The sequence below is a fragment of the Actinoallomurus sp. CA-150999 genome (assembly GCF_050942425.1).
Taxonomy (GTDB): domain Bacteria; phylum Actinomycetota; class Actinomycetes; order Streptosporangiales; family Streptosporangiaceae; genus Actinoallomurus.
The window spans coordinates 1,186,416-1,202,602 of the sequence record NZ_CP192063.1 but is presented as its reverse complement, the minus strand read 5'-3'; the positions used below and the strand labels follow the sequence as shown (position 1 = coordinate 1,202,602).

Below are 16,187 nucleotides of genomic sequence, written 5' to 3'. Positions count from 1 at the left end.
CAACCGTTTCGCCGGGCGTGGGCTAGGGCATCCGGCCGGTCACAGGGACGGGCCGGCGGCGACGACGTCGTGTGCGCTGACGTCCCCGCCCGTGACGATGCCCTCGAAGGGGAACCGGTCGCCGAAGGCCGGCCGGAGGTCGGTCAGCCAGACGGCCTCCGGGTCGTACTTGGCGAAGAACGGCCGGTTGACGAACTCCGGGTCACGGCACTGGATGAAGTGCAGGACGAACAGCTTCTCCCCGCCGATCTCGACGACGCCGTCGACGCACACCTTGCCCGGCGTCGCGGACATCGACGGGCCGCGCACGGTGCGGCAGAGCCCCGAGACGTTCTTGTAGGCGTCGCGGAAGATCTCGTATGCCCGGGCGAGCGGTACGGCGAAGTAGTCCTGTGGTCCGGTGTCACGTTCCACGAACATGTAGTAGGGGACCATGCCCATCTGCAGCTGTCGCCGCCACATGGCCTCCCACGTCAGGGGCATGTCGTTGATCGTGCGGATGAGCGGCGCCTGCGTACGGATGACGGCGCCGGTGCTGAGGATGCGCCGGCTCGCCTCCGACACGAGGTCGGACTCGAGCTCGCGCGGGTGGGTGAAGTGCGCCATGAACGCGAGGTTCTTGCCCGCGTCGACGACCTTCTCGAACAGGCGGAGCGTGTCGTCCGCGTCGGGGTCGGTGACCCAACGCTGCGGCCAGTACGCCATGGCCTTGCTGCCGATCCGGATCGACTCGAGCTGCTCCAGGTCCAGCAGCGGCTCGATGTAGCGGCGGAGCACGGTCTCACCCATGATCATCGGGTCGCCGCCCGTGAACAGGACGCTGGTGACCTCCGGGTGGGCGAGCAGGTAGCGCTTGAGCTGCTCGACGTCGTCGCCCGCCATCTTCAGGTCGGGTTCGCCGACGAACTGTGCCCACCGGAAGCAGTAGGTGCAGTACGCGTGGCACGTCTGCCCCTGTTTAGGGAAGAACAGCACCGTCTCGGGGTACTTGTGCTGTACCCCGGGCACCGGCTCCTCTTTGAGAGTCGGGATGTTGAGCTGCAGCTGACCCGCCGGGTGCGGGTTGAGCTTCATGCGCACCTCGTGGGCGGCGGCGTTCACCTCGGCCTTAGGTGCTCCCCTGCGCAGCAGGTCGGAGATGCGGGCGACGTCCTCCGCGGGGAGCATGTCCTCCTGCGGGAAGACGAGCCGGTACATCGGGTCCTCCGGAGCGGCGGACCAGTCGATCAGCTCGTCGACGACGTAGCTGTTGGTACGGAACGGCAGGACCGTCGCGACCGCCTGGATCGCCAGGCGTTGCTCGGCGGTCAACCCTGCACGAGCGGTGAGCTCGCCGAGGTGCTTTGCCGTAAAGGCGCGGAACCTGCGGCCGGTGGTGTTCACCGCGGCCGGCGCCGCGTCGTTGACCAAGGTCACGTTGACGTTACTCCTCCGAGTCGACGGGAAACGCGCGCGCGACGCCTGTCGCATCGGGTCTCATCGGGACCCGCCGCAGGCGTCCGCTGTCGGGGTTCGCCCTCCTTCACGGTCAGGCCGCGACGCCATCACGCCGCAGCTCGCCACGCTCCCCACCCCTATTGAACCGTTAAGCCCCGTTTCTTACCTATTCGGTACCCGCACTTGGGCTTTTCGATACTCAACAGCGGCCTCCGCTGAACGATCAACGTCTGAACAGCAACAGAAGTGCCAAGGCGACACGCGGAGGCCAGTTCGTGATCTTGACCGAGCGCTGCGCCATACTGCCGGGGACGGATCCCACCTGCGACAGCGGTCACCATGGTCAGCGGTGTCCCTGCCGCCCCACGAGGAGAGGTCGTGGGCAGACACCGTAAGCGCCGCGCATCACCCCGGCTGAGCCGCAGGATCGCGCTGCTCTCGGCCGGTCTGCTCATCCCCGGCACGGGCGGCGCGGTGCTCGCCGCGACCGGCCACCTCGACCAGCGCGCCGCTCCTTCGGCCCGCTCCCGTCCCGACTCCCGGTCCGGCGCGGCGATGACGGAGCTCCCCGGCCCGCGCACCCAGGCCACCGCCGCCCGGCCCGCGCCCGCCGCGCCGTCGGCCACCGCGTCGCCGGAGGCGACCGCCTCGCCCGCACCCGCCGCCCGGCTCACGTTCGCCCCGTACGCCGACGTGCTCAGCTGGCCGCCGCTGGACTTCGCCAGGACCGCGGCGCGGACCGGCGTACGGGACTACACCGTCGGCTTCGTCGCGGCCGGCGACGGATGCACCGCGACCTGGGGCGGCACCACGCCGATCGCCGACCCGGTCGTCCACCGGCGACTCTCGAAGATCCCCGGTGAGACCATCGTCTCCTTCGGCGGCCCGCACGCCATCGATCTCGCCCACGGCTGCCCCGACGTCGACGACCTGACCGCGCGGTACCGCTCCGTGCTGGCCGCCACGGACACGCGACAGATCGATTTCTTCCTGACCGACGCGGCCCTGGCCGACGCCGCGTCGGCCGGTCGCCGCGCCCAGGCGCTCGCCCGGCTCCAGCACGACGACCCGGGCCTCCGCGTGTCCTTCACGCTCCCGCTGCACCGCTCCGGCCTCACGGACACCGCGCTGGCCGCGCTGCGCGGCGCCGCCGCGGCCGGGGCCGACGTCTCGATCGTCGACCTCCTCCCGGCCGGCGGCACCGGACCCGCCCTGATCTCCGCCGCGACCGCCGCCCACGGCCAGTTGCAGCGGCTCTACCGCCAGGACGCCACCACGACGTGGCGGCGGATGGGCATCGCGCCCGTCATCGGCGTGGCGGACACCGGCGCCGGGTTCCAGTCCGCCGACGCCCGGCAGGTCCGCGCCTGGGCGGCCGCCCGCGGGCTGGGCCGCCTGTCGATGTGGTCGATCACCCGGGACATCCCCTGCACCCTGGACACCACGGCCAAGAACGACACCTGCAGCGGGCTGGACGAGGATGCCGGCGTGTTCTCCAGAATCTTCCAGGGATCGTAAGAACACGCACTTCGCGGCTTAAGTCCGTCGCAGGGCACTCCCCCACAGCCGGTGCCGCATACCTATGCTGGGAATCGAGCGGGGGACCCGAAGGAAGTGAGAGTGAGCTCGTCCGAGCGTGCACGTGACCAGGGGAGGGTGCCGGCGTTCGTGCCGCCCCTCGCTGCCGTCGCGGGCGTCGTCTACAGCTCCTGGATCCTGCAGTTCCTCCTCAACCCGCACCTGGACGCCGTCAACGGGTACGTCAGCGAGCTGTCCGCCACCGACCAGCCCTACCACGGGCTCTTCTCCGGCTGTGACTTCCTCGCGGGCGCCTTGTCGATCACGGTCGCGGCCGTCGTGCTGCGCCGGCTCCGGCCGCGCGGCTGGGCGCTCGCCGGGTGGCTCGCCCTCCTGCTGTTCGGGATCTTCTCGATCGGCGACTCCCTGTTCGCGATGGACTGCGCGCCCAACTCCGACGCGACCTGCGCGCTGCGCGAGCGGGCCGAGAAGGTCTCCTTCGCCCATGAGTTCCACTCGGTGACCAGCACGCTGGTCGTCACCAGCGGCATCGTCAGCCTCATCGCCCTCACCATCGCCGCCCGCCGGTACGGCCGCTGGCCGGTGCTCGCCCGCTGGAGCTGGCCCGTCATGGTCGTGGAGACCACGACCGCGCTGGCCACACTGCCCCTGATGTACTTCGGCCTGGCGCTCGGCGTCATGGAGCGAATCCAGGTGACCGTGATCTCGGTGTGGCTGTTCGTCATCGCCGTCGAGCTCTACACCGGGCGGCGCCGCGCCCGCGCCCCCGGGCGGATCGTCACCCGCCCGATCCGGCGGACCGGGGACCCGGCCGTACGGGAGAAGGCCAGCTACCCGTGAACGACCGCCTGCCCGGCGAGATCGTCACCGTCGGCGGAGACCGCCTGCACGTCGTCTCGGACGGAACCGGATCCCCTCCCCTGCTGCTGAGCGCCGGGCTCGGCGGCGCCTGGTTCGACTGGATCCCTGTCGTCCGGCTGCTCCGCGACGAGCGCCGCACGATCGCCTTCGACCGCCCGGGCCTCGGTGGCAGCCCTCCCGTACGGCACACCGGCACCCTCCGCGCGGAGGCCGACCGGCTCGCGGCGCTGGCCCGGTGGGCGGGCGCGCCCGTGACCGTAGTCGCGCACTCGTTCGCCGGGTTCCACGCCGAGGCGTTCGCGCGGCTCCACCCGGACCTGGTCGCCGGCATGGTCCTGGTCGACCCGAGCGCGGAGCCCGGGACACCGAGGTTCGCCGGCCCGCTGACCCGCCTCGCACCCCTCGCCCGCCTCGCCGGTACGGTCGCTGACGTGAGCGGCTTCGCCCGGCTGGCCGGGCCCACCGTCCACGGTGTGGCGATGCGGATGATGAGCGCGCGTGGAAACGTCGCGCCACCGGAGTTCGTCCGCGCCGTCTGCACCCGTGGGCACGTCCTGGGGGCCCTCCTCGCCGAGGACACCACCTATCGGCGAATGGCCGCCGACCTGCTCACCCTGCGGCGGCACCGGGCGTTCCCCGACATCCCCCTGTGCGTGATCACCGCGCTCGGCGACGTGCGCGGCACCGGCGAGAAGTGGCGGCGGACGCATGCCGTCCTGGCCGCGCTCAGCCCGCGAGGGCGGCAGGTCGTCCTCCCCGACGTCGGGCACCTGGTGCAGGTCGACCGGCCCGACGTCGTCGCCCAGGCGGTGCGCGACCTGTGAAACCGCTCGTGCTCGTCCTGATCGCGTTGCTCGCGCTGTTCGCGGGCTCGTGCGGCGATCCGGTGCGCAAGGTGTCGGAGAGCTCGCTGCTCAACGCCACCGCCAAGGGCACGGCCGACGAACTGCGCGGCATCGGGTACGCCGTCCGCTCGCGCATGAACTGCCGGACCCTGTCGGCGGACACGCTGTCGGTCGTCCGGGTGCGATGCGTCGGCCGTACGGTCCGCGGCGAGCCGGTCCGGGTGGACGCCGTCGCCTACGAGGCCGGCTCCGCCCACCCGCGCCAGGATTATGTGATCACCGTGAGCGGCCGTGAGGTCGTCCGCCGGCCGTGCCTCGGCCAGGGCTGTCTGGACCCCGAATGACGGGCCGGGCCGAGGGACGCGACGGCGGGCGCGCTGAGCGGCGGATCGCGACCCGGCTCAACGGGTCGGCCGGGAGGAAGTCCGACGGACAACCGGGGAGGCAGACGGACGGGCCGACCGGGAGACCGGCCGAGGGAGCGACCGGAAGGAAGATCACGGAGGTGGTCGAGAGGCGGGCCGACGGAGCGGCCGGGAGGAAGACCACGAAGGTGGCCGAGGGACGGGCGGACGCCCGCGCCGAGGGGCCGCGGATCGCGGTGGACGCGATGGGCGGCGACCACGGACCGGAGGAGATCGTGGCCGGTGCCGTCGCCGCTGTTCGCGAACACGGCGTCCGGCTCGTGCTCGTCGGGCAGGCCCGCCGCGTCCGGGATCTGCTGCGCGAGCACGACGCGCTCGGTGAGGTCCCGATCGCGCACGCCGAGGACGCCCTGGCCATGGACGAGGGAGCGCTGGCCGGGTGGCGGCGGCCCCGCTCCTCCGTGGCGGTCGCCTGCCACCTGATCCGCCGGGGCCACGCCGCCGCGCTCGTGTCGGCCGGGTCCACCGGCGGGGTCGTCGCGACCTCCCGGCTGCGCCTGCGCGGACAGCCCGGCGTCATGCGCCCGGCGCTCGCGGTGGTGCTGCCCACCCGCCCGCGCCCCACGGTGCTCCTGGACGCCGGCGCCACGGCCGACGCCAAGCCGGAGATGCTCGTCCAGTTCGCCACGCTCGGCACCGCGTACGCGCGGATCAGGCTCGGCGTCGAATCTCCACGCGTGGGACTGCTGACGATCGGCGAGGAGGCGGGCAAGGGCAACAAGCTGACCCGCCGCGCGCACGAACTGCTGTCCGGGGACGTGCCGGGCGTCCAGTTCGTCGGCAACGTCGAAGGCACCGACCTGCTGACCGGCGCGGTGGACGTCGTGGTCACCGACGGGTTCACCGGGAACATCGCGCTCAAGACCGTCGAGGGCGCCGTACGGCTGGCGGTCACGGAGATGCGCACGGCGATCGGCTCCGCCCGGCTCTCGCGCGTGGCCGCGCTGCTGCAGCGCCGGCAACTGCGCGGGCTGCGCGACCGCCTGGACCCCGAGACGCACGGCGGCGGCGTGCTCCTCGGCCTGAACGGCACCGTCGTCATCGCGCACGGCGCCTCGCGGGCCACCGGCGTCGCGGCCGCGTGCGTCCTCGCCCGCGACCTGGCGGCCGGCCGGATCGTCGAGCAGATCGGCGAGGGCCTGGCCGCCGCCCGCCCGCACCGGTTCCCCCGCCGCGGCCACGGCGAGCCCGACGCCGAGGAGCCCTGACCGGAGCGACGAGGCGACGAGCGAGCGAGAGGCCGGGGGTGGGCCCCCTTCCTAGAATGGGGTTCTAGAGGGTAAGCAGGACCCATGGATCGCCCCTTTGACATCGTGCTGTTCGGCGCCACCGGGTTCACCGGGGCGCTCACCGCCGAATACCTCGCCGCGCACGCGACCGGGACGTGGGCCATCGCCGGGCGGAACCCCGCGAAGCTCCGGGCGCTGAGCGACCGGCTCGGGCTCGACGTGCCGCTGCTGCGTGCCGACGTGTCCGACGCCTCCTCCCTGCGGGAGATCGCCTCGTCCGCCCGGGTGGTGATCAGCACGGTCGGCCCGTACGTCACGTACGGTGAGCCGCTCGTGGCCGCCTGCGCCGAGGCCGGCACGGACTATGTCGACCTCACCGGGGAGCCGGAGTTCGTCGACCTGATGTACCTCCGGTACCACGCGCGGGCCGCCGAGACCGGGGCGCGGATCGTGCACGCCTGCGGGTTCGACTCGGTGCCGCACGACCTCGGCGTCTACTTCACCGTCCAGCGGCTGCCCGAGGGCGTCCCGTTGCGGGTGCGCGGATACGTCCAGGCGAGCGGCGTGCCCTCCAGCGGCACGATCCACTCCGCGATCACCGCGGCGGCGCACTTCCGTACGGCGGCGAAGATCCACCGGGAACGGCGGCAGGCGGAGCCTCCCCTGGCGGATCGCCGGGTCCGCGCCGTTCAGGGCCGGCCGCACCGCAACGGCGGGCTCGGCGCCTGGGCGCTGCCGTTGCCGACCATCGACCCCGATGTCGTACGGCGCTCGGCGGCGGCCCTGGACCGCTACGGTCCCGACTTCGCCTACGGCCACTTCGGTGCGGTGCGGCACCTGGCGTCCGCCGTCGGCCTGGCCGCCGGGGCGGCGGGCGTCGCGACGGTCGCCCAGGTCGGGCCCGTACGCGACCGGCTGCTCGATCGGTTCACGCCCGGGGACGGCCCCTCCCCCGAGAGGCGCGCCAAGAGCTGGTTCAGCGTGCACTTCGCCGGCGAGGGCGGCGGCCGGAAGGTCGTCACGAAGGTGTCCGGCGGGGATCCCGGCTATGAGGAGACCGCGAAGATGCTCGCCGAGTCGGCGCTGTGCCTGGCCTTCGACGACCTGCCCGAGACGGCGGGCCAGGTCACCACGGCCCAGGCGATGGGCGACGCGCTCCTCGCCCGGCTCCAGAAGGCCGGCCTGGAGTTCACGGTGGTCGGCTCGACCGGGTGACGCGAAGGTAATTCGGATGGGGCTGGGGCCGGTCGCCGATAGGCTGAGTGGACCGTGCAGCCTGAGCTGCCGAAGCCGTACTCACCGAGGATCTTGATGTCCGACCCGCAGCACGTTCTCGCCGCCCGCGTCCAGGCCGCTCTCGGAGCGGCGTTCGGAGAGCCCGACGCCGACCCGGTGATCCGCCCGTCGCAGTTCGCCGACTTCCAGGCGAACGTCGCGCTCCCGCTCGCCAAGAAGCTGGGCCGAAAGCCGCGCGACATCGCGACCGAGATCGTGGCGCACCTCGACGTGTCCGACGTCTGCGAGAAGGTCGAGATCAGCGGGCCGGGGTTCATCAACCTCACGCTCGGCGCCGGCTGGATCGCCGGGCAGGCCCAGGCGATGTACGGCGACGAGCGGCTGGCCGTCGAGAAGACCGGCGCGCCGCAGACGACGATCGTGGAGTACTCCTCTCCGAACATCGCCAAGGAGATGCACGTCGGCCACCTGCGGACCACGATCGTCGGCGACGCGATCGCGCGGGTGCTGGAGTTCGCCGGGCACCAGGTGATCCGGGACAACCACGTCGGTGACTGGGGCACGCCGTACGGCATGCTGATCGAGCTCCTGCTCGACGTCGGTGAGGGCTCAGCGGAGGCCAAGCTCCTCGAGACGGACCCGAACGCCTTCTACCAGGCGGCCCGGGAGCGGTTCGGCTCCGAGCCGGAGTTCGCCCAGCGGTCGCGGGAGCGGGTCGTGAAGCTCCAGGCCCACGATCCGGACACCATCCGGCACTGGGAGCGGCTGGTCGAGCTGTCGAAGATCTACCTCCACAAGGTCTACGGTCGGCTCGGCGTCACGCTGACCGACGACGACATCCGGGGCGAGAGCTTCTACGACGACATGCTCGGTGACATCGCCGAGGAGCTGAAGGCCAAGGGCCTGGGAGTGATCAGCGACGGTGCGCTGTGCGTGTTCCCGCCCGGGTTCACCGGCCGGGACGGCGACCCGCTGCCGGTGATCATTCGCAAGAGCGACGGCGGCTACAACTACTCCACCTCCGACCTGGCCACGATCCGGTACCGCGTCGACAAGATCAACGTCGACCGGATGATCTACGTGGTCGGCAGCCAGCAGGCGCTGCACTTCCAGATGGTGTTCGCGGTGGCCCGGATGGCGGGCTGGCTGCCGGACGAGGTGAGCGCCGAGCACGCCCAGATCGGCAGCGTGCTGGGCCCGGACGGGAAGATCTTCCGGACTCGGAGCGGCAAGTCGGTCAAGCTGACCGAGCTGCTGGACGAGGCCGTCGAGCGGGCGGGCGTTGCGTTCGACGAGGTCCCGCACGACGAGCCGTTCGACGAGGAGACCCGGCGGCAGGTCGTCGAGGCGGTCGGCATGGGCGCGGTGAAGTACGCCGACCTGTCGACGGCGCGCGGCAGCGAGTACGTCTTCGACTTCGATCGGATGATCTCCTTCCGGGGCAACACCGGCCCGTACCTCCAGTACGCCACGGCGCGGATCCGGTCGATCTTCCGCAAGGGCGGCGTGGCCCCCGAGGAGGCGACCGGGCCGATCGCGCTCGGCCATGAGGCCGAGCGGGCGCTCGCCCTGCACCTGCTGGGCTTCGGCGCCGCCGTCCACCAGACCGGCGAGACCGCCGAGCCGCACCGGCTCTGCGCCTACCTCTTCGAGCTGGCCTCGGCCTACACCACGTTCTACGAGAACTGCCCGGTGCTGAAGGCCCCCGACGAGGCCACGAAGGCGTCCCGGCTGGCCCTGTGCGCGCTGACCCTGCGCACGCTGGTCAAGGGCCTGGAGCTGCTCGGCGTGGCCACGCCGGAGCGCATGTAGCCCTGTTCGATCACGCTTTCAGCGCGGGAGCGGGTGCCGAACGCGCCCGCTCCCGCGCGTTTTCTGCGGAACGCGCAGAGGCCCCCGTACGTCGCATATCCGGCGGATACAGTGCCGGGGGTCTGATCAAGGAGGCGGCGTGAGCGACTGGGCCGACTATCGGCAGGACCGTCAGATCCGCGGCCTGCAAGAAGAGGTCAACGCCGCCTACCAGTACGCGGACCACAGGTCGCGGACGCTGCAGTCGAAGCTGTCGCAGGTCCAGGGCACGCTCGAGCGGCGGATCGACCGGCTCGCCCGGTCGTTCGACGCCTTCGTCGAGCTGTCGGACCTTCGTATGGAGCTCGCGACTTTCGACCGGGAGTCCGCCATCCGCGCCGACACCCGGCGGCTGCTGCGGGAGATCACCGACCCGTCCGGCCTGGACCTGGCGGACTGCCCCGGCTACTGGCTCGGACCGGCCGCCGAGGCACTGCACGCCCTGCTCCGCGGCGACGAGGTGGCCGCCGAGTCGCACGCCGCCGAGGCGACCCGCCGCGACGAGGAGCGGACGGCGCTGTTCCTGACGCTGGCCCTCGCGGTGGCGGGCCGAAACTCGCTGGTCACGCCCTGGCTGGCACGGGCCCTGCCGGCCCTCGAAACGACGGTCACCCGGGTGCGGCGGCTGCTGTGGACGGCCTGTGCCGAGGGCGTCTTCGGCGAGACGGGACGGTCCCACATCGAGCAGCGGCTGGCCGAGTTCGTCGACGGTCTCCCGGCCAAGGCGGCCGACGCGGAGGGTGCGCGCTGGCGCGAGAAGATCGCCTCCGAGGGGAGCGGCCGGGCGGAGACCTCCTGGCTGCCGCGGGTCCTGCAGTCCGAGGCGGCGCTGACCGAGCCGCCCGCGTACGCCGCCCGCCTCGCCCGCCTGCGGACCCGCCTCGAAGAGGCCCTTCCCGCGGCCGAGCCCCCCGCCGAGACGGCGGACGCCGTCCCGGAGGAGCTCGGCGCGCTGCTGACCGGGCTCGTCGACGAGGGCAGCCCCGACGAGGCGCCCCTGCTCGCCCGGGCCCGCGAGCTGCGGCAGATCATCGAGAACGGCGCGGCGACAACGCCGAAGGCGTGGGACGCCCCGGGAGGGGAGACCCTCGAGCTGCTGCGCGGCGACATGTTCGAGAAGAGCACGCCGGCCCGGCGCCTGCTCGCCCTGCGGGCCGGGCGCCGCTGGATCGCCGCGGCAGCCGAGGATCTGGCGGAGAAGGCGTCCCGTCAGGCCCCGGAGCGCCTTCGGGTCCGGGTCGGCGGCTATTACCTGTCGATCGGCCCCGACGGGCCGGACTCGACGGCGGAGATGGAGGCCGGGGTCGACGCCCAGTACGCCACCAACCCCCTCGCCGAGCGGGCCGGTCTGATCCTGGCCGGTGCCGGCGTCGTTCTCCTGGCCGTCACGATCCCCCTCGGGCTCGGCGCCCTCCCGGTCCTGCCCGGGGTGGTGACCGTCGGCGGGGCGGTCCTCTGGCTGGTGCAGCGGCACGCCCGCCGGGTGGCCGCCCAGGCCGCGGTCCGGGAGAAGGCCCGGATCATCCGCGAGGCCGGACAGATCACCGAGGCGATCCGGGAACATCGCTCCCGGTATGAGACTCTCGCCACGTCCGCCGCGAAAGACCGGGACGCGGTTCTTACCATCGTGGACTAGGGGTATGCCTTCCTCCGAGGAAGGTGGGACGAACACCCCCGGAGGCTTTGCATGGGCAGGGACGTGGCGGCGATCGCCATCACCAAGGAGGACCGGCGGCGTTACCGGGAGAAGGTCCGACGCTGTCTGGAAGCCCTGTCGACGATGCTGCGCGACTCGCGGTTCGAGGACGACCGGGCCTCCATCGGCATGGAGGTCGAGCTCAATCTCGTCGACGAAACCGGCCGGCCCGCGATGCGCAACGCGGCCGTGCTCGAGTCCATCGCCGATCCCGGCGCCTGGGCGACCGAGCTCGCGCAGTTCAACATCGAGATCAACATGCCGCCCACCTCGCTGGCCGGCAAGTCGCTCGCGATGCTCGAGCAGAGCATCCGCGACAATCTCAACCACGCCGACGGGCGGGCGCGCGAGGTGGGCGCCCGGCTGGCGATGATCGGCATCCTCCCGACGCTGCGGGAGTCCGACGTCGGCGAGGCAGCCCTGTCGGCGAACCCGCGGTACAGGCTCCTCAACGAGCAGGTCCTCGCGGCCCGCGGCGAAAGCCTCCACCTGGAGATCGACGGGGTCGAGCAGCTCAGCGCGTCCGCCGACTGCATCGTGCCCGAGGCGGCCTGCACGAGCGTCCAGTTCCACCTGCAGGTCGGACCGGACGACTTCGCGGCGTCCTGGAACGCCGCCCAGGCCATCGCCGGGGTCCAGGTGGCGCTCGGCGCGAACTCACCGTTCCTGTTCGGCCGGGAGCTGTGGCGGGAGACCCGCCTCCCGCTGTTCGAGCAGGCGACCGACACGCGGTCCGAGGAGCTCAAGGTCCAGGGCGTACGGCCCCGCGTCTGGTTCGGCGAACGCTGGATCGACTCGGCCTTCGACCTGTTCGAGGAGAACGCGCGCTACTTCTCCGCGCTGCTGCCGATATGCGAGGACGAGGATCCGCAGGCGGCGCTGGCCCGCGGCGAGATCCCCGAGCTGGCCGAGCTCTCACTGCACAACGGCACGATCTACCGCTGGAACCGCCCGGTGTACGCCGCCGTCGACGGCCGCCCGCACCTGCGCGTGGAGAACCGCATCCTGCCCGCCGGCCCGACCGTCGCCGACACCATGGCCAACGCGGCCTTCTACTACGGCCTCGTACGGGCCCTGGCGGAGGAGGAGCATCCGGTCTGGGAGCGGATGCCGTTCGCCGCAGCGGCCGACAACGCCCGCCGGGGCGCGCGGCACGGCCTCGCCGCCCGAGTCTTCTGGCCCGGGGTCGGCGAGGTGCCGGTCACCGAACTCGTCCTGCGGCACCTGCTCCCGCAGGCCGTCACCGGCCTCGACCGGTGGGGCGTCGACACGATCGTCCGCGACCGGCTTCTCGGCATCGTCGAACGGCGATGCAAGACCGGCCGGAACGGCGCGACGTGGCAGACGGAGACCGTCCGCGCGGCCGACGCCGACCGCGAGGAGGCGCTGCGGCTCATGACGTGCCGCTACATCGACCGCATGCACACCAACGCCCCGGTGCACACCTGGCCTGTGGGAGCCTACTGAAGGTAGCCCTCGACCTCGCCCTCCGGCCTGGACTCGGCGGCCTCGGGGTCCTCCCCGGCGTCGCGCCGCGCCCGACGCTGGCGCAGGAGGTCCCAGCACTGGTCGAGCTGCACTTCGAGTGAGCGCAGCCGCTGGTGCTCCTCCGTCGCGGTCAGGTCCCCCTTCTGCAGCCGTTCGCGGAGCGTGTGCTCCTCGTCCACAAGCTCGTTGATATGACCGAGAATCTCGTTGTCCTGCATCCCTGGATCACCTCTCGACGACAGTTTGTCAGTTCCGCGTCGCGAGCGGCATTCGGCCTGGGCACGCCGGGCTCGGTCCCGCCCGGCAGCGATGATCGTCGATTGTCCATGGGTCCCTCACGTCGGGCGGGGCGGCGTCCGGACGGGCACGCGCCGGAGCCATCACCGCCTCGGCGAGGGCTCCGGCTTAGGGCGCGTCCGGTGGATCTACGTCCGGCTGCGCGGTGCCCAGAGCACGCCCCAGCCGTCACAGCGGATTGCGGTTCCCGACGAGCCCGTTGAGGAACCCGCCCGCCCGCTCGGACGCCGGTCCGCCGACGGCAGCGGTCTCCGGTGGCGGTGCCGGTGCCTTGGCGGCGGCCTTCGCGGTGCTCTTCGGTTTCGCCTTCGCCGTCCTGGCCTTCGCGGTCGTCGTCTTCTTCGCGGTGGCCTTCTTCGCCGCCGTGCTCTTGGCCGCCGGTTTCTTCGCCGCGGTGGTCTTGGTGGCGGTCGTCGCCCTCCTGGCCGTGGTCCGAGGCTGCGCCGCGGCCGGCATCTTCATCGCCGACATCGACTTCGCGGCCGTGGTGAGCGACTCGGCGGCGGTCATCATGGCCTTGGTGGCGGTGTTCATCGCCTTCAGGGCGGTGTTCATCGCCTGAGCCGAGCTGGTGGCCTTGCCCGCCGCCGCCGTCATCTTCGACGCCGCCGACGAGACCTTGGTGGCCGCGGACGACACCTTCGTCGCGGCGGCGGCCGGAGTGATCGAACTCTTGGACGTGGTCTTCTTCGCCATCGCGCTCTTGGCGGACGGCTTCTTGGCGGCGGTGGTCTTCTTCGCGCCGGTCTTCGCTGTGCGGCTCGAGCTCGCCGTGGAACGGCGGGCGGTCGACCGCGTCGTGGTCTTCGTGGGCACTGATCCATCCCCCCGTGTTGATCAGTTTCGGAGGGATGCATTCCACAATTGACGACGATCTACACACCGCCTGGACACCGGACGGCCTTTGTTTCCCCAAATGTGGACAGCCACGGAAAGTCGGGAGGCGTCCGCCATACCGGCAGACGCCTCCCACCGATCAGCGACCGTACTTAACGATCACGTCGGCCTTGTCGGCGTAATCGCCACTGGCGGGGACGCTAAGGGTACCGACGCCCCACACGGAGGTCGACCCCTTCACCTGAGCGAGCGCGCCGAGCCGCGTCGTGTACCCGGCGCGCTGCGGCAGCGCGACCGGGCTCCAGCGGCCGGCGTGGTAGCGCAGGAGCCGGGTGTCGTCCGCGACCGCCCACAGACCCTTCGAGCCGTCCGAGACGAGAGCGCCGATGCGCCCGACCCCGGCTACGGGCGTCGCGGTCGTCCACTTCTTGCCGTTCCAGTGCAGGGTCACGCCACGCTCCGACACCGATCCGGACACCCAGACGTCCTTGGCACCGAGAGGTCGGAGGCTGCTGAAGCCGGCGTCATCGGTGCGGGTCAGCACCGTCTTCCACTTCTTGCCGTTCCAGTGCATCACGGCCGGTTCGGTCTGCGTCTTCGCTGAAACGTAGCCGATCGCCCAGACGTCGCGGCTCGAAACCGCGCTGACGCCCGTCACCCATCCGGGCACGGAGACGGACTTCCAGCGCTTGCCGTCGAAGTGCAGCGCATGGCCCGCCCCGAAGCCGTACGAGCCCATGCCCAGCAGCCAGACGTCCTTCTTGCCGAGTGCCGCGATCGCGTCACCCCCCGGCTCGAAGGTCCGATGGCCGGGGGCGGTGTGCCACTTCTTACCGTCCCAGTGCAGTGCGTAGGCCTTCTCGTGGGCGTCCGTACCGGTGACCCAGACGTTCGTGCTCGACGAGGCGGCCACGTGGTCGAGGTAGATCCCCTTGACCGCGGAGGGGACCGCCAGCGTCTTCCACTTCTTGCCGTTCCAGTGGCGGACGAGCGCGCGGTTCTTGTTCCCGGATTCGTCGGAGCCGACGGCCCAGACGTCCTTGGCGTTGATGGCCGCGACGGCGCGGAGTGTGGCGTTCGCGTGGGTGCCCGCGATCCGCCAGCCGGTCGCGGCGGTCGCCGACGAGGCGAAGGCGGCCGTGAGTGCCGTGGTCGTACCGACCACGGCAAGAGAGCGTCGCATTACACCTTCCGATGCGGGGGGAGAGTCAGATCAGGCTCCGCGAATGAGCCATAGGGCCACGCGGCATTCGGCGTGGCCCAGATAACCAAGCACACAAACCACGCGAACAGGAGATTTCGCCATTTTCGGCAGGTCACTAACCGGGTTTGCGCACAGAGTGCCAAGCAAGTGCTTGGTATAACTAGATCATGGGACTGCTGGACGGGCTTCGGGTGCTGGATCTGACGATGTGGCGGCCCGGGCCGTACGCCACGCAGCTGCTGGCCCAGCTCGGCGCGGAGGTGCTGAAGGTCGAACCGCCGGGCGGCGAGCCGATGCGGGCGTTCCGCGGCCACTTCGACCTGCTCAACCGGCACAAGCGCAGCGTCATGATCGATCTCAAGGCCGACGCCGCGCGGTGCCTGGAGCTGGCCGCGGAGGCGGACGTCTTCGTCGAGGGCTATCGGCCCGGCGTCGCCGACCGGCTCGGCGTGGGCTACGAGGCGGTTCGCGCGGTGAACCCGCGCATCGTCTACTGCTCGATCTCCGGGTACGGCGCGAGCGGCCCGCTCGCCTCGCTGCCGGGGCATGACGTCAACTACCGCGCGTACGCGGGCACCGCCCCGCCGAACGACGGCGGGCACGAGTTTCCCGTCGCGGACATGGCCGCGGCGACGATGGCCGCCTTCGCGATCCTGGCCGCGTGTCACAAGGGCCGGGGCGAGCGCATCGATCTCGGCATGGCCGACGTTCTGGCGAACTGGATGGGCACCCTCCCGGTGCCCGGCACCTCCAAGTCCGGCAGGCCCGTGCCGGGATACGGCGCCTACCCGGCACGGGACGGCGGGAGGATCGGCCTCGGAGTCGTGTCGGAGGACCGGCTGTGGGCGGCCACCTGCCAGGCCCTTGGGCTCGACCACCACGCCGGCCTGAGCTTCCCCGAGCGACTGGCCCGGGCGGAGGAGCTCGACCGGGACGTCGCCGAGCGGATCGCCGCGCTGCCCCGGGACACCGCGGTCACCCGGCTGACGGCCGCCGGCGCGCCGGTCGCGCCCGTCCTGTCGCCCGCCGAGATGCGGACCGTCGACCACTTTCAGCAGCGCGGCGTCCTCGACGGCAGTCCCGTACGGACGCTGCACGATCCGCCGCTGCCGCCCGGCCGGGCACCGGACCTCGACGACGCCGACGGCTGGTCGGGTACGGATCCGGGCCGGCACGCGCCCGACCGCCCGTACGAGCGTTCGCCGGACGAATAAACAGTCCGTTTTGTCCCGGCTGGATGGC

The 16,187-nt window shown here is 71.8% G+C and carries 15 protein-coding genes; 12 read left to right on the top strand and 3 right to left on the bottom strand.

Going from position 1 to position 16,187, the window contains the following annotated elements; translation table 11 throughout:
- Positions 1 to 39 precede the first annotated feature (39 nt).
- Complete coding sequence (locus ACQP2O_RS05720; protein ID WP_433180551.1) at positions 40 to 1,416, bottom strand: KamA family radical SAM protein; 1,377 nt, start codon at positions 1,414 to 1,416, stop codon at positions 40 to 42.
- A gap of 399 nt (positions 1,417 to 1,815) precedes the next feature.
- On the opposite strand from ACQP2O_RS05720, the gene ACQP2O_RS05715 reads away from it, so the two are divergent.
- The 9 genes from ACQP2O_RS05715 (at position 1,816) to ACQP2O_RS05675 (ending at position 12,586) form a co-directional block, all read left to right on the top strand.
- On the top strand, positions 1,816 to 2,955 hold the full coding sequence (locus ACQP2O_RS05715; protein ID WP_433180549.1) for a hypothetical protein: 1,140 nt from the start codon (positions 1,816 to 1,818) through the stop codon (positions 2,953 to 2,955).
- A 102-nt stretch (positions 2,956 to 3,057) separates the two neighbouring features.
- Positions 3,058 to 3,816 (top strand): DUF998 domain-containing protein, encoded by a 759-nt coding sequence (locus tag ACQP2O_RS05710; protein WP_433180547.1) that lies wholly within the window; start codon positions 3,058 to 3,060, stop codon positions 3,814 to 3,816.
- The gene (locus ACQP2O_RS05705; protein ID WP_433180545.1) at positions 3,813 to 4,661 is read left to right on the top strand and encodes an alpha/beta fold hydrolase; all 849 of its coding nucleotides are present in this window, start codon (positions 3,813 to 3,815) and stop codon (positions 4,659 to 4,661) included. The genes ACQP2O_RS05710 and ACQP2O_RS05705 overlap by 4 nt, the downstream gene beginning before the upstream one ends.
- Complete coding sequence (locus ACQP2O_RS05700) at positions 4,658 to 5,026, top strand: hypothetical protein (protein WP_433180544.1); 369 nt, start codon at positions 4,658 to 4,660, stop codon at positions 5,024 to 5,026. Before ACQP2O_RS05705 ends, ACQP2O_RS05700 begins: the two co-directional genes overlap by 4 nt.
- 266 nt (positions 5,027 to 5,292) lie before the next feature.
- Positions 5,293 to 6,315, top strand: a complete 1,023-nt coding sequence (gene plsX / locus ACQP2O_RS05695; RefSeq protein WP_433190939.1) for a phosphate acyltransferase PlsX — start codon at positions 5,293 to 5,295, stop codon at positions 6,313 to 6,315.
- An 84-nt stretch (positions 6,316 to 6,399) separates the two neighbouring features.
- Complete coding sequence (locus ACQP2O_RS05690) at positions 6,400 to 7,551, top strand: saccharopine dehydrogenase family protein (protein WP_433180542.1); 1,152 nt, start codon at positions 6,400 to 6,402, stop codon at positions 7,549 to 7,551.
- Positions 7,552 to 7,647: 96 nt separating this feature from the next.
- Positions 7,648 to 9,384, top strand: coding sequence for an arginine--tRNA ligase (argS, locus tag ACQP2O_RS05685; protein ID WP_433180541.1), 1,737 nt, complete (start codon positions 7,648 to 7,650; stop codon positions 9,382 to 9,384).
- 139 nt (positions 9,385 to 9,523) lie between these two features.
- Positions 9,524 to 11,059, top strand: a complete 1,536-nt coding sequence (locus ACQP2O_RS05680; protein ID WP_433180539.1) for a hypothetical protein — start codon at positions 9,524 to 9,526, stop codon at positions 11,057 to 11,059.
- A gap of 51 nt (positions 11,060 to 11,110) precedes the next feature.
- Positions 11,111 to 12,586: a glutamate--cysteine ligase gene (locus tag ACQP2O_RS05675; protein WP_433180537.1), complete on the top strand. Its 1,476-nt coding sequence runs from the start codon at positions 11,111 to 11,113 to the stop codon at positions 12,584 to 12,586.
- Here the strand turns inward: ACQP2O_RS05675 and ACQP2O_RS05670 are convergent.
- Positions 12,580 to 12,825: a DUF2630 family protein gene (locus tag ACQP2O_RS05670; protein ID WP_360890158.1), complete on the bottom strand. Its 246-nt coding sequence runs from the start codon at positions 12,823 to 12,825 to the stop codon at positions 12,580 to 12,582. The genes ACQP2O_RS05675 and ACQP2O_RS05670 overlap by 7 nt on opposite strands.
- Positions 12,826 to 13,103: 278 nt before the next feature.
- Here ACQP2O_RS05670 and ACQP2O_RS05665 point away from each other — a divergent pair, with 278 nt between their 5' ends.
- Positions 13,104 to 13,466: a hypothetical protein gene (locus tag ACQP2O_RS05665; protein ID WP_433180535.1), complete on the top strand. Its 363-nt coding sequence runs from the start codon at positions 13,104 to 13,106 to the stop codon at positions 13,464 to 13,466.
- 9 nt (positions 13,467 to 13,475) lie between these two features.
- Positions 13,476 to 13,772, top strand: coding sequence for a hypothetical protein (locus ACQP2O_RS05660; RefSeq protein WP_433180533.1), 297 nt, complete (start codon positions 13,476 to 13,478; stop codon positions 13,770 to 13,772).
- Between the two features lie 108 nt (positions 13,773 to 13,880).
- On the opposite strand, the gene ACQP2O_RS05655 is transcribed toward ACQP2O_RS05660, so the two are convergent.
- Positions 13,881 to 14,924, bottom strand: coding sequence for a hypothetical protein (locus tag ACQP2O_RS05655; protein ID WP_433180531.1), 1,044 nt, complete (start codon positions 14,922 to 14,924; stop codon positions 13,881 to 13,883).
- Positions 14,925 to 15,112: 188 nt separating this feature from the next.
- On the opposite strand from ACQP2O_RS05655, the gene ACQP2O_RS05650 reads away from it, so the two are divergent.
- Positions 15,113 to 16,159, top strand: coding sequence for a CaiB/BaiF CoA transferase family protein (locus tag ACQP2O_RS05650; RefSeq protein ID WP_433180529.1), 1,047 nt, complete (start codon positions 15,113 to 15,115; stop codon positions 16,157 to 16,159).
- Positions 16,160 to 16,187: the final 28 nt, after the last annotated feature.